The following is a 19957-nucleotide window of genomic DNA, read 5'->3' on the forward strand; positions in this document are numbered from 1 at the left end:
CAAAACTAAAGGTAAACAAATGAGTAATTTTAATATTTTAATTCTATTTACATTTATAGACTTTTTTATACTTCTGCTATCTTATAAGCTTTTTGGTAAAAAAGGATTATTTGTATTTATTGTCATCAGTGTTATAGCTGCTAACATACAAGTAAATAAGGGCGTTACTTATGATATAGCAGGATTCCATATAGTTGCAACTTTAGGTAATGTTATGTTTGGTGGTATTTTTACTGCTAATGACTTACTTAATGAGAAATATGGTAGACAAGAGGCTAGAAAAGCTGTACTTAAATCAATATTTTTTGGTTTATCATTTGTACTTTTGATGTTTATGGCCACACTATTTAACTCTATTAATGATTCTTTTTATAAAGAAACAAATCATGCTTTTAGCTTATTTTTTTCAATTAATGGTGGTGCATTAAAGGCTGTAATTATTGGTAATTGCGTTTATCTAATATCACAACTTTTTGATGTATTTATTTATTCAAAAATTAAAAGTTTTAGCTCCGATATGAAATGGTTATGGTTTAGAAATACTGGTTCAACATTAATTTCTCAAATACTAGATACAACTCTTATAACTTATGGATTTGCACTAGCTGGAATACTACCTATACAATTTGCCTTTGAAATAATAATATCAACATTAGTTATAAAATATATAATAGCTCTTATAAATGCACCATTATTTTATATTTTAGCTTTTACAAAACCTAAAGAATCATAAGAATTAAAATCACAACAATACATACCAAATATACCCAGTCCTGTATTTTATTAGGGACTATTCGTGACAATTTAACACCAATTGATACACCAACAAAAGAACCAACAATTATACTAACAGCTACTGGCAGATAAACATATCCTAAACAATAACTAGGTAAGTTTGGATCTCCAAACCCTATCAATGTGTATGAAATAGCTCCAAAAAGTGCTAAAAAAGGTATTATCGATGATGAAATTGCGGCTGCTGATGTAAGTTTATAATTACGCCCTCTTAAGAAAGGAACAATAATTATACTTCCGCCAATACCAAGCACAACTGATACAAAACCTGTTATAAGACCATAAGCATACAATAACTTAGATGATGGCTTATTTATACTATGACTGGATTTATTAACTTTTGTTGATCTTGCATTACTTATCATTTTTAATATTAGTTTAGCAATTGTATATATCAAAAATATAATAAATAGGATTTTTAACAAGATACTTGAAAGATAACTAGCAACTACTGCGCCCACAATAGTACCTATAATTAACCCTAACTTTAATTTTAGCGCAATATCCCAAATAATATTATTCGCTTTATGGTGAGCATAAGTTGTTTTCAATGATGTAAACAACATAACAAGCAAAGATGTCGCAATAGCTATATGCATCGAATTAGATGCATATGTAGGATCATAAACAGAAATATACATTGCAATAGCTGGAACTACTATAACCCCACCACCGAAACCAAATAGTGCTGATAAAGTACCTACTATAATACCTATAATAATAAAACAGAAAATAACAGAAATCATTTTTTACTCATATTCCAAATTAATTTTAAAACTAAATTACACCAAGCTTAAGTAAACCATAATAAACACCATCATGATAATTTGCTTTAGTTATAAATGTTGCCTTTTCTTTTAATCTATCTGAAGCATTTTCCATAGCTACTGCAACATCAACTCTATCAAACATTTCTAAATCGTTATTACCATCGCCAAATGCATATGTTTCATACTCATCTAAACTAAGGTTTTCAACAACTTTATCTATGCCATCAGCTTTTGTATGTCCAGCCAAATAACAATCAACATAACCATTTTCATTATGTGGAGCTATAACATAGCTATTTCCTAAAGTATGCTGTAACGCTACAGTGTCAACATCTCTACCTAATACTAGAGCATTATAAATAGTTACATTATATAAATTATGTGTTGTTATAATTTTATCTTTATTGACAATCACATTATTATAAAAGTACTCAAGATCATCTGACTCTAAATCATTAACATAAGCAAACTCACCTTCAAAAAGCCAATCATGATTATGTTTTTCACAAAATTTTAAAACATCATCTATAGCACTTTGAGGAAAAAGCTTTTCATAAACCAGCTTATCTCCTACTCTAACAACAGAGCCATTTGCTGTAATAAATCCATCCATTGGTAAATCTAACACTGCTTTAGGAATAAACCCTTGTGTTCTACCTGTTGCTATAAAAGTCTTATAACCTTGTTTTCTTAAAGCTTCTATAGCCTGAATATTTTTATCAGAGACAAAAAGTTGACCTTTTTTCTCATGTACTAAAGTTCCATCAATATCAAAAAAGAATGCTTTTTTTTTCATCATATTCCTTAACTTAATATATCATCCACTTTAAAAGCAGAGTTTTGAAATTTTAATTTATAAATTAGAAACTATCGTATTAAATACGATAATGACATTATATATTCTAAAAACTATTCATAAATAAACATCGCATCGCCATAGCTAAAAAATCTATACTTCTCAGCTATTGCATGCTCATATGCTTTCATGATTTTCTCTTTATCTGCAAATGCACTAACCAACATAATCAAAGTAGACTTCGGCAAGTGAAAATTAGTAATCATTGCATCAATTATATTAAATTTTTTCCCAGGATATAAAAATATATCGGTCTCGCCTTGATAAGGCTCAATTTGACCATTTTTTCCAGCTGTCTCAAGAGATCTAACAGAAGTTGTACCCACAGCTATAATTCTACCACCGTTTGCTTTTGTTTGACGAATTTTATGGCAAACATCTTCTGGTACTGATATAACTTCTGAATGCATCTTATGATTATTAACATCATCAACTTGGACAGGTTTAAAAGTTCCTGAACCAACATGTAAAGTGATATAAGCTATATCAACTCCTTTAGCTTTTATCTGTTGCATTAACTCTTTTGAAAAATGTAAACCTGCTGTTGGAGCAGCAACAGAACCTAAATCTTTAGCATATACTGTTTGATACCTTTCTGCATCAAACTCCTCATCATCTCGTTTCATATATGGAGGAAGAGGAATATGTCCGAACTCCTCCATCAATTGATAAATATCTTTATCACCCTGCAGCTCAAGTAGATACATACCGCCATCTTTTTCTAACACTTTTGCCAAAGTATCTTGGACATATATCTCACTGCCAACAGCTGGTGAGCGATTAGCTTTGATATGTGTTTCAAAAATTTTAGGAGTTTTAACTCTTTCTATAAGATACTCAAGTTTTGCGCCTGTAGTTTTCTCACCATACAATCTGGCAAGCATCACCTTACTATTATTAAAAATAAGCAGATCTTCTGGATTTATAAAATCTATAAAATCAGTAAACTTATGATCAACTATTTCACCTGTTTGCTTATTCAACTTCAACAATCTACTAGCATCACGATTTTCTAAAGGATAACTAGCAATTAACTCTTCTGGTAACTTATAATCAAAATCATCAGTTTTCATTTAATAAAATTATTTTTTAAAAAAGCTTTTGAGCAAAATCTTATCATAACTTAGATAATAGATATAACAATTTAGGTCATTATCGCTCTAATATGCTATTATCCGTATATATTAAAAATTTAAATATAAATATTTATGCTATTTTCAGACTTACATTTAAGCCAAAACATTATAGAAATATTAGAAAATAAAAATATCAAAATACCTACAAATTCACAAATCTTAAGCTTTGAAAAAATTTCAAATAGCAACAATATTTGGCTAAAATCACCAACAGGTAGTGGTAAGACACTCGCTTATATTTTGCCAATTATAAATAAATTGCTAACAGATAAAAAACCTCTTACACAAGTTGTTTTTTTTACACCTACTCATGAATTAGCTATTCAAATTAGTAATTTTATAAATGAGACTTTCTCAAGCATAGGTATTAAATCATTAGCATTAATTGGTAAGGCATCAATAGACAGACAAAAAGAAAAATTAAAGAAAAAACCAAATATTGTTGTTGGTTCTGTTGGAAGAATTCTAGAGCTTATTGATCAAAAAAAACTAAAAGCCTCTCATTTACAATATTGCGTTATCGATGAAGCAGATCGTATGCTTGAAGATGATAGCTTAAAGCTTTTAAAACAAATTATCTCTAAAACTACAAATCTACAATATATATTAGGCTCTGCTACTATCAAAAATAATGCCTTTGATATTGCTAATGGTTTTATTGAAAATTTAGAGCTTATTGATAATTCAAAAGAAAAAGAAACTATAGAACATGGCTATATTACTGCTGATGGCAATCGTAAAACAGATACCTTACGAAAGTTACTTAATAAAATATCTCCTGCCAAATCTATAGTATTTCTACATAGAAATAATGATGTAGATTTCGTCACTAAAAAAATAGATAAACTAGAATGTGGTGTTGGTTCTATTCATGGCGAACAAGATAAAATTGATAGAGCTAATACCATCAAAAAATTCAAGAATGGACAAATTAAAGTTTTAGTTGCCTCTGATGTTGCAGCTAGAGGACTTGATATTAATGATGTAGATTTTGTAATAAATTATGATATCCCATCTAAAGTAGAAGATTATCAACATCGAGCAGGTAGAACAGGTCGTATGGGTAGATTTGGTAATAGCATTCTAATAATTAAAGAATCTGAATTCTCTTATATCGAAAAACTACAAAAGAAGTTAGGGATTGATATTAAGAAGTTTTAATATGTAATTTGTAATCATCTGTTTTTATTTTCAATATTCTTTTCTTTTTACTTTGATGGCTTTGGCTTAACTCTTGATGGCGGAGCAGATTCTTTTTTAGGTTGAGTAACCTTGATTTTAGATAATGGTGCTGAATCTTGAAAATCTACATTTTTAATAACTTTAATTGATTTATTCTCTTTTGACATAGTACTTATCCTCCAACAACAATTATTACAATAAAAATAAAACTAAATATTAACGATAAAATAAAAAACCACCGATAAGTAGCTTCCATAATCTCAATAACTCTAAATCTTTCATTTTCAAGACTATCATAAACTTCATTTATTATCTTTTGACTTTTTATTATTGTATAAACAGATATAACAATAGTAGCTATAAAACAAAATATACATAATAAAAAAAGTATCTTTAAATAACAACAACTTAAATTTTGAATCATTTCTAACTTACTAACAAATAAGCCTACAACAATAAGTGACGAGCTTGGTATAAGCTTTTCCATAAATTTAGAATTTTCTTTATAAAATTCTAAAAGCATTTTTTGATATTCTTCTTTCTCCAAGCTCAACCTCCTAAAACTTATTTTACAAAGCCTGCTTCACTACGAAACTTTTAACAATACTATTTTTATCAACAAACTCAAATCCAGCTCTACGAGCTTTTTTAATATAATCATTCTCACTAGCAAAGACTTCTTTAAAAGCTTTCATTAGAGCAATCATCTTTTTGTTATCAAGTCTTCTTTCACGTTGATACTTATCAAGAGTTGAGATATGGCCAATCAACCTACCTTTTGCAAAAGCTTCACTTATAATTTTAGTAAGAGCTATTACATCTTTAAAACCAATGTTCACGCCCTGTCCAGCAAGAGGATGAATAGTATGAGCGGCATCACCAATTAATACAACATTATCTTGTGCATAATTTTTTGCATGACGCTGAATTAGCTCAAAACTAAATCTTTTTGATAAAAGCTTCACACTTCCAAGAGTATTACCAATTGCAGTTGCTAGCTCTTGCTCAAATTTATCATCAGAAAGGCTCATCAAAAACTTAGCATAGTCAGTTTTTACAGACCAAACTATAGAGGCTTTATTAGAATTCTCTAATGGTAAAAATGCTAATACCCCTTTGTCGTAAAATCTTTGGTATGCTGTTTGATTATGATCTTTTTCTAACTCAAGAGTTGCAACTATAGCAGTATGTTTATATGGCTTAACTTTAGTTTCAAAATTAAAATAATCACGAATAAATGAGTTAGCTCCATCAGCTCCAACTATTAGGCTAGTTTCAACAACCTTATCAGTTAAAATAATCTTTTCCGTATTTCCATTTTTTTGAATCTTTTGTATTTCTTGATTCGCAAAAATCTCGATACCAGTATCACTGATTTTTTCAACTAACGCTTGAGTAATAACATCGTTTTCAATGATGCATCCTAAACTATGCTCTGCTATTTCTTCTGCTGTAATACTAATACTCTCGACAGGCTCATCATCCCAGACTAGCATTTTATAATATGGAGATATACGATTATTCTTAATACTACTCCATACATCAATATCCTGCAGTAATCTTTTTGAAGTGTGATTAATCGCACTAACCCTAGTCTCTACTCTATTGGGGTCTAAAGCCTTCTCATCAATATTTCTTGCCTCAATAACAGCAACCTGTAAGCCATTTTTCTGTAATGCTAAAGCCAGACTAAGCCCAACCATACCACCACCGACAATCACAACATCTTTTTGGATGTTTTTAATGCTCATCTTCAACCACCTTTCTCATTAAGGTTGAACCTTTTGTAAGTTTACCCATCATTACTCGTGATAAAGCTTTTTTGGCTAGTTTGCTTCTTTGTAATAAATGTAATCCAACATTTCTACTTGCTACAAACTTAAGATCATTTGATACAAACCACTTAACAAAACCATGTGTTACTTTTATCGTTCTATCATGATCTGGTTTTCTAACTTTTTCAAATTCAACTAATACATTAGCTATAGAGTTTTGTGAAAAATCACTATCTTTAACTAAATCATATAGAAAACCAATATCTCGAATACTTAAGTTCATACCTTGACCAGATACAGGATGTAAAAAATGTAAAGCATTACCAAAGAACAATATATTATCTTTATATACATCGTTAGATTGAACAAGATATAATGGAAAAACTGCAGGCTTCGTAGCAACTTTGATCTGACCTAACCTATAACCAAATCTATCTTGAATCATCTCTTGAAATTCATTTTTGTCTAAATTTAGTTTTTCTTTTGAGTTATCTCTATCAACAGTCCAAACACAACCCATTGTAGTTTTTGACTTAGGAAGCATTGCAAGTACACCATCAGTCATAAACCTCTCATATGCTGTATTTTGATTATCTAGATCAGTTTGAATATCAAAGACGATTGCATCTTGTTTATAATCAGTAGTTTGAGCACTTACATTTAGCATTTTTCGCATACTTGAGTTAGCACCATCACAAGCAATTATTAAGTTTGCTTCGATATTTTTCTCGCAACCCTGAGATTCGACAACTAATGAATATTTATCTTGTGTTTTTTGCAAGCTTGTAACGTTAGTTTCAAAAGCTTTCACAATATTAGAGTTACTAGCTACACTTTGAAGTGCAATACTTAAAAGCTCTTGCATCGGTGCAATAGCTCCTAAAAATGGTAAGTTTTCATCTTTTGCAAAAATCTCCGCCCTACCATATCTTCCTTTATCAGAGATGTGTACTCTTTTAATTGCTTGAGTTTTAGAAGCAACCTTATCCCATAAATCAAGAGTATTTAGAAAAGCTATAGATGAATAAGATATAGCTATACTCCTATTATCATCTTTAACCTGTAATTGATCTCTTTCAATATGAATAATTCTACAACCAGTTTTAGCAAGAGCAAGAGATGTAAGTAAACCAACAATTCCACCCCCAACAATTGCAACATCATATTTAGTATTCATTTCAGATCTCAAAGCTTTTCACTATCTATAAGTAGAACTGCAACTTTAGTATATTCAAGCAATTCCATAAAATCATCTTCACAACTTTCATCTTGACCTAAAGAATCATAGTCCATGTACGAGATCTGCATCAAATCATGAATAGCTTCTTTAACCTCTTTATCTTTTGAGTTTTCAAAATCTAAACCAAACAAACCAACACCTGATAAAAAACCTTTTATCCAGTATGTAAGAGCTTCTGCTCTATAACTTAATGGCTCATCATCTTCTGGGATGAACAAATCGAAGCTCAAACCCTTTTCATCAAACTGAGACTTAGTATAGTCATATAATTTTTTCATAGTTTGCAAAGCTGAAGTTGCAACCAAGTCACCTTCTTCGATGGTTTTTGTCATCAATGAATCAGACCATGCAGTAAATTTAACCTCTGCACCAAAGCTAAATAATGCACACAATAAACCATGAGCTTCAGAGGCTGAACTTAAAGCTTGCATTACATTTAAAGCTTGTGTGACATCTTCAAAATTAGGTTTTTCATTTTTCATAGAAATTATTTTTTTATATCATATATTATTAATTATTTTACTGTATCTAATTCATTAGTTATAGGTCTTTTTTGTTAGATTAATCAAAGAAATTATAAATAATCTTATATTAGAGCTGTCATTAACAAAGACTGCGAAAAACAAAGTTAAAACACTGTTAGAAAATAATATTAAAATTATTATTTAACACATGAATAAAAATTAAATATTGATTCAACTAGATAATTATAATTTGGCTAAAATAATATAAGCCTGAGAAAAAAAAGATTAAGATTGATAGTTTGGTGGCTCTTTTGTAATGGTTACATTATGGACATGAGACTCATTAAATCCAGCACCTGTGATCTGTACAAATGTTGGCTGTGTACGCATTGTTTGGATATCTTTTGATCCAGTATAGCCCATGCTAGACTTTAACCCACCAATTAACTGATGAATAACTGCCGAAAGTAAACCTTTGTAAGGAACTCTTCCCTCTACTCCTTCTGGCACAAATTTCTTAGATTCTGTATTACTTTGGAAATATCTATCAGAAGACCCTTGCTCCATAGCACCAAGAGATCCCATACCACGATATGATTTATATGAACGACCTTGGAAAAGCTCAACTTCACCTGGAGATTCTTCTGTACCAGCGAAAAGTCCACCAATCATAACTACAGATGCTCCCGCAGCAATAGCTTTTGCTATATCTCCAGAGAATCTAATCCCTCCATCAGCGATAACAGGAACTCCAGTACCTTCTAAAGCTTCTGCAACATTAGATATTGCTGAGATCTGAGGTACACCAACACCAGCAACAATTCTTGTAGTACATATAGAGCCAGGACCTATACCTACTTTAACAGCATCAGCTCCAGCCTTGACTAAATCTTTAGCTGCTTCAGCAGTAGCAATATTCCCACCGATAACTTGAATCTTAGGATAAGTATCTTTTACCCATTTAACCATATCAAGTACACCTTGTGAATGGCCATGCGCAGTATCTACAACTATGATATCAACGCCTTCAGCTGCTAAAGCTGCAACACGTTCTTTAGTATTCTCTGCTGTCCCTACCGCAGCCCCTACTCTTAGACGACCAAGAGAGTCTTTACAAGCATTTGGTTTATTTTGCGATCTTTCAATATCCTTTGTTGTAATTAGGCCAATAAGCTCACCTTCATTACCTACAACTAAAAGTTTTTCAATTTTATGCTCATGTAAGCTTTTTTTGATCGATCCTTGAGAAGCATCTTCAGAAACTGTAACAAGCTTTTCTTTTGTAGTCATTATAGAGCTAACTGGCTCATCTAAATCTTTAGCAAATCTAAAGTCACGTCTTGTAACAATACCTACTATATGATTTTCCTGATCTACAACAGGAAATCCAGAGAAGTTATGCTCTTTCGCCAGTTGCATTATTTCTTTAATTGAGCTTTCTGGCTTAACTGTAATAGGATCTATTACCATGCCATTTTCGAATCTTTTTACCTTTTTAACTTCTTGAGCTTGAGCTTCTATAGACATATTCTTATGAATAATACCTATGCCACCTTCTTGAGCTATAGAAATCGCAAGGCGAGATTCAGTCACTGTATCCATCGCTGCTGATACTAGAGGAATATTCAACTGAATATCTCCAGTTATATTTGTTTTCAAATCAACCTGATGAGGTAGCACATTTGAATATCTAGGTGAAAGCAATACATCATCAAAAGTGATTGCTTCTTGAGTAATTCTTAACATTATTGATCTCCGTAATTAAAATCTAGAGTGTGATATTTAATTACAGTGGTATTTTATCACATAAGAAAAAATATACTAGAAAAATAAGTAAATTTATAAAATAAAATAATAAAGAATCGAATTTTACTTCGCTTGAGATAATAAGTAATGAACTAATAATGGAACTGGTCTACCACTGGCTTTACAACTAGAGAAATCCCCCATTGCTGAGCCTGCAATATCAAGATGGGCCCACTCATAATCTTCTGTAAATTTTGATAAAAATAATCCTGCACATATTGAACCTGCTGATCTATCACGATTAGAGTTATCTATATCAGCCACCTTACTATCTAATTTTTTAAGATATGGTTTATGTAATGGCAATCTCCAAATAAGGTCACTAGATGCATTAGCCGCTTGTTGTAAACTGCTTGCTAATTTATCACTATTTGACATTAATCCAGAAAAAGCGTCTCCCAATGCAATTATCATAGCTCCAGTAAGAGTAGCCATATTTATAACAACTTTTGGTTTATATTTACCAACATAAGTAAGAGTATCACATAATACTAATCTACCTTCTGCATCAGTATTACTTACTTCAACAGTTATACCTTTCATACTCTTAAGTACATCACCTGGTCTATATGATCTAGCATCAATAGCATTTTCAGCAAGACCCATTACACCAACTACATTAATTGGTAAATTAAGCATCGCTAAAGCTTTCATAATACCCATTACTGCCGCTGCGCCACCCATATCCATTTTCATAGTATCCATACCAGCTGCTGGCTTAACACAGATACCACCATTATCAAAGACCAAACCCTTACCTACTAAAACTATTGGAGCTTCGCCTTCTTCTCCGCCATTATATTCCATACAAACAGTATAGTTAGACATGTCAGATCCTCTGCCTACAGCTAGAGCACAACCCATACCTAACTCAGCCATAGCATCTTGATCTAAATAATCTAAACTAAATGTTTCATATTTAGATGTAAGTTCTCGAGCTTCATTTAGCATATAGTCTGTATTACATATATTTGCTGGTAAATTTTGTAAATCTTTTGCATAGTTTTGACCACAAGCAATAACTGAACCAATCTTAGCTGCTTCTTCAATGTCTTGATCGCCAGAGTAAACTAATTCAATATGTTCTAAAGAATAGTTTTCTTTTTTTGATTTTAACTGATCAAAAACATAAGTTTCTGATATAAGTGCTCTTACTGTGTCTAAAGCAAATTGCTTAACATTGCTGCTTGCAAATGCATAATCAATATTTACTGAGACTTCTTTTATATCTAGTTTTTTCAACAACTCTGCAGCTTTTGCAATCACTTTATCATATTCAGAAAACAAGAAATCCTGTCTTAATCCAAGACCTAAAAGAATAACCGTTTTATCAGTATGTAATAAAGGTAAAACATCTCCAGATGTTGCTTTAAAAACTTTCTTATCTAATAAAGATTTAGAATTTGGACACTTTGTTTCACTAATAAGTTTTTGTAAATTTTCTTGCGCTACTATTAATACTTCAGCAGACGTTGTTGCCTTACTATTTACTACCAGTTTCATTTACGCTCCATTTTTATTTTAAAAAAATATTTTAAAAACATAATAACAAAAAACCATAACTAAAACATTAAAATTTAGTGCAGCTAATCGTTAACTACTGACTTTTGTTTATAAAAAATATAAAATTACTGTTAGTTTAATTTTTTATTTAATATAGAGCCAAACATTGATTCTAGAAAAATACTACAATAGAGATATAGTCAACACATTTACATCTATAACTCTATTTATAATATCAATAGTATCTGCCAACCTTCTTATTAGGCTTTTTAATGAGGCATACTCCAAAGGACTTGGTATAGATTCAATCATAAAATTTGTCATTTTAACACTCCCACAAAATGTAAGTTTAATAGTTCCAATAGCAATGTTTCTAGCAATTATTGTTTGCTTTGGTAAATATTTCTCTAACAATGAAATGTTTGTAACCCTTGCCGGTGGTGTTACATGGATGGAAATAGTTAAAAACACTCTTAAACCCGCTATAGTTTTAACTATAATAACTCTAATAACAACAATGTATCTAAACCCTCTATCAAAACAAACATTAGATATATACGAATCATCCTTATCAGCACAAGCACTTTTATCATCTGTCACTGATGATAAGATTATAAAAATTCCTGATGGAAGAGTTTTATATATAAAAAATAAATCTGGAAGTAATTTATATAACGTATTTCTATACCAAAAAGAACCAATGGAAGATGGATATAAAGTAATAACTGCTCCTAGTGCCGAGATTGACTCAAATAAAGATGCTGCTTATGTGAATTTTAAGAATGTAAATATCTATACAAGAAATCCTAAAAATTTTGAATCAAGTTATGGTAAGGCCGATAAAGCTATTTATTCAATCTATGATAATACTATTAGAGATTTTAATCATGGAAGAGTAGATAGATATTACATGCACGCTTTAATAGAAAACTTTTTTAATAAAAACTCAGAACTTGCAACAGCATGTAAAGGTGAGTTTTTTTCACGTATAAATAACTCTATAGCTGTATTAGTAGCATCTTTAATTGCTCTTGCTCTTTGCCGCTTAAGACCTCGACAAAATAAATATGCAAAATTATTGCCAGCTGTTATAGTATTAGCCATATATTTATGTACCAACATGTTTATAAATACTTGTATGGGCAATGGCTCTATACCTGTATGGATAGGAGTATGGCTCCCACATATAATATTTGTAATATTTGCTATTAGAGCTATTAGAAAACAAAATGGATCTTCTAGAAAAGGATAAGTAATGTTATTGAATCGTATAGATCGTTATATTTTTAAAACTGTATTTAGTAGCTTTTTAGTAGTTACAATAATATTTTGTATCCTTTTTTACATATTTACCTATCTTGCTCAAGTAAGTAATAATAATGGGGATGCTACTAGCTGGGATTTAATAATTAACACATTCTACCAACTACCAGGAATACTCTATACCTTACTCCCAGCTTGTGCTATGGTTGGTGCTCTTATGGGGCTTAGCTTACTTGCTAATAATTCTGAGATAATTATTCTTAGAGCATCTGGACGCTCAACATTTCAAATAGCGCGAGGAGTTATCTTAGTAGGAATAATAGGTTCGATAGTTACAATGATATTTGGTGGATATGTAGCACCCATACTCCAGAAGATATCAGACACTAATGCTGTTGCATATAATACTCACGACCTATGGTTTAAGACTAAAGATGGTTTAATGAATATTTCTAATATTGAACCTCAGGAAAAAAAAGCTCATGGTATTAGAAAATTTATGATCCAAGATAATAAAATCACTCAGATCCGTTATGCCGAAACAGCAATATATTCTAATGATAGTGTTGCTAATGTCTATAATATAAGTACTGTTACATTTCCAACTAAAGAAGAACAAAAGCATATTAATGTAGAAGAAGGTATTAATAAAACAAATTGGTCAAACCCTATACCTATATCAATAGCCCAAGTAATTACCATTAATGATGACAATTATTTGAATTTTACTCAATTGAGTAAATACATGTTTTCGCGATCTCAAACAAATGATACTGGAATAGCTTTAAAATTTTGGCAAGAAATCTTTCAACCTGTGTCACTAATGGTGCTAATTTTACTATCTGTACCTTTAAGTATTGGCTCAACAAGGTCCTCAACATTAATACTTAAACTAATCCTTGGTGCTTTTTTTGGGTTTGCATTCTTTATTATCAACCAAATTTTTGGCCCTATTGCTTTAATACTTCATATACCTCCAATATTTGGAGCTGCAGGCCCTACCGCAGTAGCTTTAATATTACTAATCTATCTATTTATAAAATCTAAAGAAACATAATTAAGCAAATATGAACATATCAAAATATTCACTGGATAATAATCTAAATATATATATCAAAAAAGATACTCGAGCTCCTGTTGTTTTGTCACAAATATGGTATAAAGTTGGCTCAACATATGAGCCGCAGAAACTTACAGGTATCTCACATATGTTAGAACATATGATGTTTAAAGGCACTGATAAATATTCAAAAGATGACTTAAATAGTATTGTTGAAAATAATGGTGGAATTCAAAATGCTTTTACAAGCTTTGACTATACTGCTTACTACCAATTTTGGCATAAAAAAAATCTAGAGCTAAGCCTATCCATTGAGTCATCTCGCATGGCAAATTTATTATTTGATGAGAATGAATTTATTCCAGAAAGAAAAGTTGTCTTAGAAGAGAGAAACTTACGTGTTGATGACAAAGCTTTTAGCTATGCTTTTGAACAATTTATGAAACTTGCTTATCAGAATAATTCCCGACATACTCCAATTATTGGTTGGCGAGAAGATATAGAAAACTATACTCTTAATAACCTTAAAGATTGGTATAAACAAAACTATGCTCCAAATAATTCTAGTATTGTTTTAGTTGGAGATATTAATGAGAAATCTGCTATTGATATGATAAAAGACTATTTTAATCATATTCCCAAATCAAATTTGAAAAATCAGAATAAAGAGCCTAGTTTAATAAATATTGGCTACAGATATTCTCAGATTAAAAAATCTCCCAATGATACTGATGCATCAATATTGGGCTATATAGTACCATCACTAACAACAGATTATAAAGATAACGATCCTTTTGCTCTTATGATTTTAAATAATATTCTTGGCAGTGCCGATGCCTCTATATTACAACAGAAATTAGTACGTGAAGAAAATCTATGCTGCCATATCGATAGCGAATACTCTCCTTTTACAAAAGGTGAAGATATATTTATCATAACTGCCATAGCAAATCATGATCAAAATCTTGATAAGATCCAAGAAAAGATAGAGAAAACTATAAGTAACTTAAAAGCTAATGGCATATCTCAAGAACAGCTAAATAGAGCTAAAGTAACTATTAAAGCTGATAAAGTATTTTCAATGGATTCATTAGAAACTCAAGCTAATCTTATTGGTTCATTAGCAAGCATAAATCTTGATGTTGATTATTATAAATATTTAGAAAAACTTTATGATGTTACTACTAAGGATGTAAACCGAGTACTTGATAGATATTTTAATAAAGAAAACCTCACTTCTCTACATTTACTAAGGGATTAAAACATGATCCATAAAATTAATATAGAAAAAACACCTGTATACTTTCAAGAATCTCAAAGTCTACCTATGTTAGACATACAAATAAATTTTAGGGCTGGCTCAGCATTTGATGATAAATTAAATGGTCTAGCTGATCTTGCTGTAAGTATGTTTGCCACAAAAACACAGTCTTCTAGTGAAGAGGTGCTTATTAATAAGATAACTGATATTGGTATATCAATACATGCAGAAACAACTAAAGAGTTTTTTAATATCAAAATTCGCTTATTAAATGATAGAACTATTATAGATAAAACAATTAATATTCTTCATGAGATTTTTACAACTCCAGATTTTGATCCAAATATATTAGATAGAGAGAAAATCCAAACCTTAACTCATATTAATTATCTAAATCAACAATCTAACTATTTGGCATCATTAGAATTTTCTAAAAATATTTTTTTATCTAATCCTTATAGTCATCCTGTTATTGGCTATGAAAGTAGTGTCAAAGATATAAATATTGAGGATATAAAAAGCTTTTTTAATAAATATATTTGTGCAAATAATGCAAATATATGTATTGTTGGAGCAGTTGATTTAACTCAGGCTGAGAATATTTCTCATCAAATTATAAACTCACTACCTAAAGGTGATAAAAATACTTTAACCTTTTGCCAACAAACTAATGATACAAAAATTATTAAAAAATCATTTAATAGTAAACAAACATCAATTTTAATGGGCCATCAATTACTATTGAGTATAGAGGACCCTCTATACTTTCCTTTAAAACTAGGTAATGAAATATTAGGTGGTGGTGGTCTAAATTCACTTTTATTTAATAAAGTTCGTGAAGAATTAGGTCTTGTCTATAATATTAGTAGCAATGCAAATCTTAACCCAGACTATGGTAGCTTTGTAATCTCAGCACAAACAAGTAACCCAACACTTGCCTTAGAAACTATAAATGATGTTTATAATGAATTTATTAAAAATATTGTTGATAATAAAACCCTAGAGAACTCTAAAAAACATATAGAAGGCACACATTTACTTAGCTCAGTAAAAAATAGCTCAAAATTAAATATGCTATCATCAATTGCAAATAAAGACCTTCCTTTAGATTTCTTTGACACATATGTTAGAAACATTAATAATGTAACGGCTAAACAAATCCATGACTCATTTTCACAAGTTCAGCAAAATAAATTTATAACTGTAATGGTTGGAGATGTCTAGTAGTGAAAACGAACTCTATTCGTGTAATCTCCGGAAAATATAAAAATCGTAGATTAAAGTTCCCAAATATAAATGGCTTACGCCCTACTTCAGATCAACTCAAAGAAACTATCTTTAATTGGCTTGCTCCCTATATACATGGTAGCACTTGTATAGATGCTTTTGCTGGCAGCGGTAGCTTAGGTATTGAAAGCTTATCAAGAGGTGCCACTAAAACTATCTTTTATGAACTTAATTTTAAAGCACTACAGCAAATAAAAGATAATCTAAAGACGCTTGATATAAAAGATTTTGAAATATATAAAACAGATAGCTTAAAAGCTCTTGCAAGTTTGAGCATACAAGATTCTCAAATAATTATATTTCTAGATCCGCCATTTAATAAAAATATAGTCCCTAAAGCATTAAAATCAATAACTGAAAATAAGCTTATTCCTAAAGGCTCTATTGTATATATTGAAACTGAAAAACAAGCTAGCTATTCGCTAGATGGATTTGATACATTAAAAGAAAAAAGTACTTCAAATATTTGTGCAAAATTAGTTATAAAAATGATTTAATTTCTAAAAATAATCTCTAAAATATAGCCATCATTAAGCTATTGGAGATAGCAATGTATCATGTTGGCATCACAGGACCACTAATTTTTACAATAATGTTTCTTTTAGGAATAATAGCTGAGAGTATGACAGGTGTTATATCTTCTTCTAGAAGAAATATGGATGCTTTTGGTGTAGTTGCGATCTCATTAACAACAGCTTTAGGTGGTGGTGTAGTAAGAGATGTCTTATTAGGCAATTTACCAGTAACTATTATCTTACATCCTCACTATATAGTTATCTGTCTATTTTTTTCAATTATAGCTATATTTACGCAAAAATATATAAATAAATTTTATAAAATATTTTTGATACTTGATTCTATAGGTCTTATTGCTTTTGCATATATTGGTAGTAGTATAGCTTATCATATATGCACAAGTGTCTTTGAAATGAACTTTCTTAGCGTATTTATCGTAGGAATTGTTATTGCAATTCTTAATGGTGTAGCTGGGGGTATTATGCGAGATATGATCTGTAATGATATCCCTGTAGCATTTACATCTGAATTGTATGCCTCTGTAGCAGCAATAGTTGGAGGAATGAATATCATTTTTATATATTTAAATATAAACTTATATATAAGTGCAACAATAATAATAGGTATAGGCTTAACGACAAGAATAATGTCTATAGTATATAAATGGAAGCTTCCTATTGTTTAAAACAAATAAGTAAACTATGAAATTTATTCAAAGACTCTTAATACTTTTTTTACTCTTACCTTTCTCTGCAATAGCAGGACAAAAAATAGTTAATGGAATACCTATTAATATATTAAAAGGCTCTTACTATGAAATGGGAAAAGAATATGGTGAACTAATGCGCCCTCAGATGTTAGAATCTCTAAAAATTATTGAAGATTACTACATAAAACAAAAGGGATTATCCTATAATGATTTAGTCAAGCAAGCAAATCAACTATATGATAGATTCCCAAATAACTATAAATCTATACTTAAAGGTGCTGCTAAAGGAGCTAGAATAAGTCTAAATGACGAAATAATACTCAATGGCATGGAAACCCTTGTTGCTATGAAGACAAGTAAACCCAAATTAAAAAGTGGTTGTGCATTTGCTTCTATTTCCAAAGAAAATAGCTATTCAGATAGCAGAATAATTCTTAGAAACTACGACTATTACAATAAACCTTTTGATAAAATCAGTAAACTTTTAAGTATTACAACTTTTAACTTTAATAAAGGTTATCCGGTAGCTATCATAGCCATGCCTGGCCAACTATATTGTCCTTCTTGTATTAATAAAAATGGCTTATTTATTGAGTTAAATAATGGTTTTTTCTCAGGTGGTTCTACAATAAACTCAAATAGAGAAACTATGCTTATACAAACACTCAATGCACTAAGAACCTCTAAAGACTTAAGTCAGCTAGATGATAAGTTAAAAGCAACTCAGTCAGATTTCTCTTTAATAATTAATGCCGGAGATAACCATAATGTTCTTTCCTATGAATATTCTTCAACAAAAGGCCATAAAAAAGATAATATACAACCAGGTTCAAACTTTGTTGTAACAAATAATTTTCTAAGTCCCGAATGGGAAAACTTAATACCTAAACCAAATGCAAAGAGTATGGATTTAAGCGTAACAAGAAGGGAGAATCTTGAAAACCTCATAAACAGCTATCAAACTATAGATATTCCTACAGCTGAAAAGATAATGGATAAAAAAGTAAAAAATGGTGGTGCAAAAAATCTCTATACAATTTATCAAATAATCTATGATACTAAGACAAAAGATTTATATCTAAATTTAGAAGATAATAAAGGTTGGCGAGAAATTCCTTTTAAAGATATATTCTAAATCCCGCTATGAAAGCGAAACTCACTATCTGGTGATAATATAAGCTCTTTTTCAATCTCTCCTATTCTTTTTATATCTTTACCTATGTCTTTTGATGAATACTTCTCAGCAAAGCTTAAATATATAGTGAAATGTCTTCTTTCAGACTCTAGTAGACCATTATAAAACTTTTGTAACTCACTATCTAAAAATGGTGCTATCTTTGCAAATCTCTCACATGATCTAGCCTCTATATATGCTCCTATTATTAAGGCATCTATAAATCGACCTTCCTTATCTGTACGAGCAGCTTTTATGAGCTGACTAGCATATCTTGATGCTGAAATAGTTTTATACTCAATACTACGCTTTTTTAAGATTCGCATAACTTGCTCAAAATGAACAAGCTCTTCTCGAGCTATTTTAGACATTCTTGTAACTAAGTCATGCTTATCAGGATGTCTATAGATATATGTCATTGCTGAAGATGCGGCTTTCATTTCACAATGAGCATGATCTATAAGCATTAATTCTATATTATCTAAGGCACTTTTAATCCATTGATTAGGAGTTTCACATAGTAAAAAATTTTCTATTGTTGCAAAATTAGCATATTGAATTTTTGTCATCTATAGTTCTAAGTACTTCTATAAGAAAATACTCAATATTATAAATCAATATTCAAAGAAACTTAACATGCTTGTAATATTAAGCAAAAATAGTGTAAACTAAATTTCCTTTTTGATAAAAGATAGACCAATGATTAATCAAGAAAGTAAACTTAAGCTTATCTCAAAAGCAATAGAAGCATTTCATAATGCCTATGCACCATACTCTAATTTCAAAGTTGGTTCTGCTCTACTTCTAAAAAATGATAAAGTAATTTTAGGAGCAAATATTGAAAATTGTGCATATGGGCCATCAAACTGTGCTGAACGTTCAGCATTATTTAGTGCATATAGCCAAGGTTATACTAAAGATGATATAATTATGATTGCTGTTGTAACAGATACTCCAAGAGCTTCAACGCCTTGTGGGGTTTGTCGTCAAGTTATAGCTGAATTAATGGATAAAGATTGTCCTATTATTCTATCGAATTTAGATCAGTCTGATATTAGAGAAACAAATATAGAAAATCTATTACCAGATAGTTTTGTTTTAGCTTAACTCTATATTTTTTAAAATTATACATCCTTTGCTATTTTTAATTTACATAGTAT

20 protein-coding genes and 1 pseudogene are annotated in these 19957 nt (G+C 30.3%); 10 read left to right on the forward strand and 11 right to left on the reverse strand.

All coding sequences use genetic code 11. From position 1 onward, the window contains the following. The first annotated feature begins 19 nt into the window (after window positions 1–19). Window positions 20–733 (forward strand): queuosine precursor transporter, encoded by a 714-nt coding sequence (locus R8535_RS01715; RefSeq protein ID WP_329495941.1) that lies wholly within the window; start codon window positions 20–22, stop codon window positions 731–733. On the opposite strand, the gene R8535_RS01720 is transcribed toward R8535_RS01715, so the two are convergent. The 3 genes from R8535_RS01720 to queA all read right to left on the reverse strand — a co-directional run bounded on the left by R8535_RS01720 (window position 720) and on the right by queA (window position 3494). Then, window positions 720–1541, reverse strand: a complete 822-nt coding sequence (locus R8535_RS01720) for a sulfite exporter TauE/SafE family protein (protein WP_329495943.1) — start codon at window positions 1539–1541, stop codon at window positions 720–722. The two genes, R8535_RS01715 and R8535_RS01720, sit on opposite strands and share 14 nt — an antisense overlap. Window positions 1542–1572: 31 nt before the next feature. Further along, on the reverse strand, window positions 1573–2361 hold the full coding sequence (locus tag R8535_RS01725; protein ID WP_329495997.1) for a Cof-type HAD-IIB family hydrolase: 789 nt from the start codon (window positions 2359–2361) through the stop codon (window positions 1573–1575). Between the two features lie 113 nt (window positions 2362–2474). After that, window positions 2475–3494 carry a tRNA preQ1(34) S-adenosylmethionine ribosyltransferase-isomerase QueA gene (queA, locus tag R8535_RS01730; RefSeq protein WP_329495945.1) on the reverse strand — a complete coding sequence of 340 codons (1020 nt, stop codon included), beginning with the start codon at window positions 3492–3494 and terminating at the stop codon, window positions 2475–2477. Between the two features lie 135 nt (window positions 3495–3629). Here queA and R8535_RS01735 point away from each other — a divergent pair, with 135 nt between their 5' ends. Continuing rightward, window positions 3630–4718 (forward strand): DEAD/DEAH box helicase, encoded by a 1089-nt coding sequence (locus R8535_RS01735; protein WP_329495947.1) that lies wholly within the window; start codon window positions 3630–3632, stop codon window positions 4716–4718. A gap of 47 nt (window positions 4719–4765) precedes the next feature. Here the strand turns inward: R8535_RS01735 and R8535_RS01740 are convergent, their stop codons facing one another. The 7 genes from R8535_RS01740 to R8535_RS01770 form a co-directional block, all read right to left on the reverse strand. Continuing rightward, the gene (locus R8535_RS01740) at window positions 4766–4906 is read right to left on the reverse strand and encodes a hypothetical protein (RefSeq protein WP_329495948.1); all 141 of its coding nucleotides are present in this window, start codon (window positions 4904–4906) and stop codon (window positions 4766–4768) included. Window positions 4907–4911: 5 nt separating this feature from the next. Further along, window positions 4912–5286 (reverse strand): hypothetical protein, encoded by a 375-nt coding sequence (locus tag R8535_RS01745; protein ID WP_329495950.1) that lies wholly within the window; start codon window positions 5284–5286, stop codon window positions 4912–4914. A 22-nt stretch (window positions 5287–5308) separates the two neighbouring features. After that, the gene (locus R8535_RS01750) at window positions 5309–6490 is read right to left on the reverse strand and encodes an FAD-dependent oxidoreductase (protein WP_329495951.1); all 1182 of its coding nucleotides are present in this window, start codon (window positions 6488–6490) and stop codon (window positions 5309–5311) included. Next, window positions 6480–7691, reverse strand: coding sequence for an FAD-dependent monooxygenase (locus R8535_RS01755; RefSeq protein ID WP_329495953.1), 1212 nt, complete (start codon window positions 7689–7691; stop codon window positions 6480–6482). The genes R8535_RS01750 and R8535_RS01755 overlap by 11 nt, the downstream gene beginning before the upstream one ends. Before the next feature lie 8 nt (window positions 7692–7699). Beyond that, window positions 7700–8236, reverse strand: coding sequence for a YecA family protein (locus R8535_RS01760; RefSeq protein WP_329495955.1), 537 nt, complete (start codon window positions 8234–8236; stop codon window positions 7700–7702). 267 nt (window positions 8237–8503) lie between these two features. Beyond that, a complete protein-coding gene (gene guaB, locus R8535_RS01765; protein WP_329495957.1) occupies window positions 8504–9964 on the reverse strand; it encodes an IMP dehydrogenase in 1461 nt (486 codons plus the stop codon). Window positions 9965–10087: 123 nt separating this feature from the next. Next, window positions 10088–11527, reverse strand: a complete 1440-nt coding sequence (locus R8535_RS01770; protein WP_329495958.1) for a leucyl aminopeptidase — start codon at window positions 11525–11527, stop codon at window positions 10088–10090. Between the two features lie 166 nt (window positions 11528–11693). On the opposite strand from R8535_RS01770, the gene lptF reads away from it, so the two are divergent. The 7 genes and pseudogenes from lptF (at window position 11694) to R8535_RS01805 (ending at window position 18758) form a co-directional block, all read left to right on the forward strand. Continuing rightward, entirely contained in the window at window positions 11694–12779 is a 1086-nt protein-coding gene (gene lptF / locus R8535_RS01775) for an LPS export ABC transporter permease LptF (protein ID WP_329495960.1), read from the forward strand. A 3-nt stretch (window positions 12780–12782) separates the two neighbouring features. Continuing rightward, a complete protein-coding gene (gene lptG / locus R8535_RS01780) occupies window positions 12783–13847 on the forward strand; it encodes an LPS export ABC transporter permease LptG (protein WP_329495962.1) in 1065 nt (354 codons plus the stop codon). Window positions 13848–13857: 10 nt separating this feature from the next. Beyond that, the gene (locus R8535_RS01785; RefSeq protein ID WP_329495964.1) at window positions 13858–15111 is read left to right on the forward strand and encodes a M16 family metallopeptidase; all 1254 of its coding nucleotides are present in this window, start codon (window positions 13858–13860) and stop codon (window positions 15109–15111) included. A 3-nt stretch (window positions 15112–15114) separates the two neighbouring features. Further along, the gene (locus R8535_RS01790) at window positions 15115–16335 is read left to right on the forward strand and encodes a M16 family metallopeptidase (protein ID WP_329495967.1); all 1221 of its coding nucleotides are present in this window, start codon (window positions 15115–15117) and stop codon (window positions 16333–16335) included. Between the two features lie 2 nt (window positions 16336–16337). Further along, window positions 16338–16915, forward strand: a pseudogene (rsmD, locus tag R8535_RS01795) (16S rRNA (guanine(966)-N(2))-methyltransferase RsmD). A 33-nt stretch (window positions 16916–16948) separates the two neighbouring features. Next, a complete protein-coding gene (locus R8535_RS01800) occupies window positions 16949–17599 on the forward strand; it encodes a trimeric intracellular cation channel family protein (protein WP_329495969.1) in 651 nt (216 codons plus the stop codon). A gap of 16 nt (window positions 17600–17615) precedes the next feature. Next, window positions 17616–18758, forward strand: coding sequence for a C45 family peptidase (locus R8535_RS01805; protein WP_329495971.1), 1143 nt, complete (start codon window positions 17616–17618; stop codon window positions 18756–18758). Here R8535_RS01805 and R8535_RS01810 read toward each other — a convergent pair. Then, complete coding sequence (locus R8535_RS01810) at window positions 18755–19366, reverse strand: tRNA-(ms[2]io[6]A)-hydroxylase (protein ID WP_329495973.1); 612 nt, start codon at window positions 19364–19366, stop codon at window positions 18755–18757. The genes R8535_RS01805 and R8535_RS01810 overlap by 4 nt on opposite strands. Window positions 19367–19496: 130 nt before the next feature. Between R8535_RS01810 and cdd the strand changes: the two genes are divergently transcribed. Beyond that, entirely contained in the window at window positions 19497–19904 is a 408-nt protein-coding gene (gene cdd, locus R8535_RS01815; protein WP_329495976.1) for a cytidine deaminase, read from the forward strand. The last annotated feature ends 53 nt before the right edge of the window (window positions 19905–19957 follow it).

The sequence above is a fragment of the Francisella sp. 19S2-4 genome (genome assembly GCF_036281795.1).
In the GTDB taxonomy this organism is placed as follows: domain Bacteria; phylum Pseudomonadota; class Gammaproteobacteria; order Francisellales; family Francisellaceae; genus Francisella.

Excerpts from the sequence above, each read along its gene's own strand:
- R8535_RS01715 (WP_329495941.1), top strand. The coding sequence starts at position 20 with ATGAGTAATTTTAATATTTTAATTCTATTTACATTTATAGACTTTTTT.
- R8535_RS01720 (WP_329495943.1), bottom strand. The coding sequence starts at position 1,541 with ATGATTTCTGTTATTTTCTGTTTTATTATTATAGGTATTATAGTAGGT.
- R8535_RS01725 (WP_329495997.1), bottom strand. The coding sequence starts at position 2,361 with ATGAAAAAAAAAGCATTCTTTTTTGATATTGATGGAACTTTAGTACAT.
- queA (WP_329495945.1), bottom strand. The coding sequence starts at position 3,494 with ATGAAAACTGATGATTTTGATTATAAGTTACCAGAAGAGTTAATTGCT.
- R8535_RS01735 (WP_329495947.1), top strand. The coding sequence starts at position 3,630 with ATGCTATTTTCAGACTTACATTTAAGCCAAAACATTATAGAAATATTA.
- R8535_RS01740 (WP_329495948.1), bottom strand. The coding sequence starts at position 4,906 with ATGTCAAAAGAGAATAAATCAATTAAAGTTATTAAAAATGTAGATTTT.
- R8535_RS01750 (WP_329495951.1), bottom strand. The coding sequence starts at position 6,490 with ATGAGCATTAAAAACATCCAAAAAGATGTTGTGATTGTCGGTGGTGGT.
- R8535_RS01755 (WP_329495953.1), bottom strand. The coding sequence starts at position 7,691 with ATGAATACTAAATATGATGTTGCAATTGTTGGGGGTGGAATTGTTGGT.
- R8535_RS01760 (WP_329495955.1), bottom strand. The coding sequence starts at position 8,236 with ATGAAAAATGAAAAACCTAATTTTGAAGATGTCACACAAGCTTTAAAT.
- guaB (WP_329495957.1), bottom strand. The coding sequence starts at position 9,964 with ATGTTAAGAATTACTCAAGAAGCAATCACTTTTGATGATGTATTGCTT.
- R8535_RS01770 (WP_329495958.1), bottom strand. The coding sequence starts at position 11,527 with ATGAAACTGGTAGTAAATAGTAAGGCAACAACGTCTGCTGAAGTATTA.
- lptG (WP_329495962.1), top strand. The coding sequence starts at position 12,783 with ATGTTATTGAATCGTATAGATCGTTATATTTTTAAAACTGTATTTAGT.
- R8535_RS01785 (WP_329495964.1), top strand. The coding sequence starts at position 13,858 with ATGAACATATCAAAATATTCACTGGATAATAATCTAAATATATATATC.
- R8535_RS01790 (WP_329495967.1), top strand. The coding sequence starts at position 15,115 with ATGATCCATAAAATTAATATAGAAAAAACACCTGTATACTTTCAAGAA.
- R8535_RS01800 (WP_329495969.1), top strand. The coding sequence starts at position 16,949 with ATGTATCATGTTGGCATCACAGGACCACTAATTTTTACAATAATGTTT.
- R8535_RS01805 (WP_329495971.1), top strand. The coding sequence starts at position 17,616 with ATGAAATTTATTCAAAGACTCTTAATACTTTTTTTACTCTTACCTTTC.
- R8535_RS01810 (WP_329495973.1), bottom strand. The coding sequence starts at position 19,366 with ATGACAAAAATTCAATATGCTAATTTTGCAACAATAGAAAATTTTTTA.
- cdd (WP_329495976.1), top strand. The coding sequence starts at position 19,497 with ATGATTAATCAAGAAAGTAAACTTAAGCTTATCTCAAAAGCAATAGAA.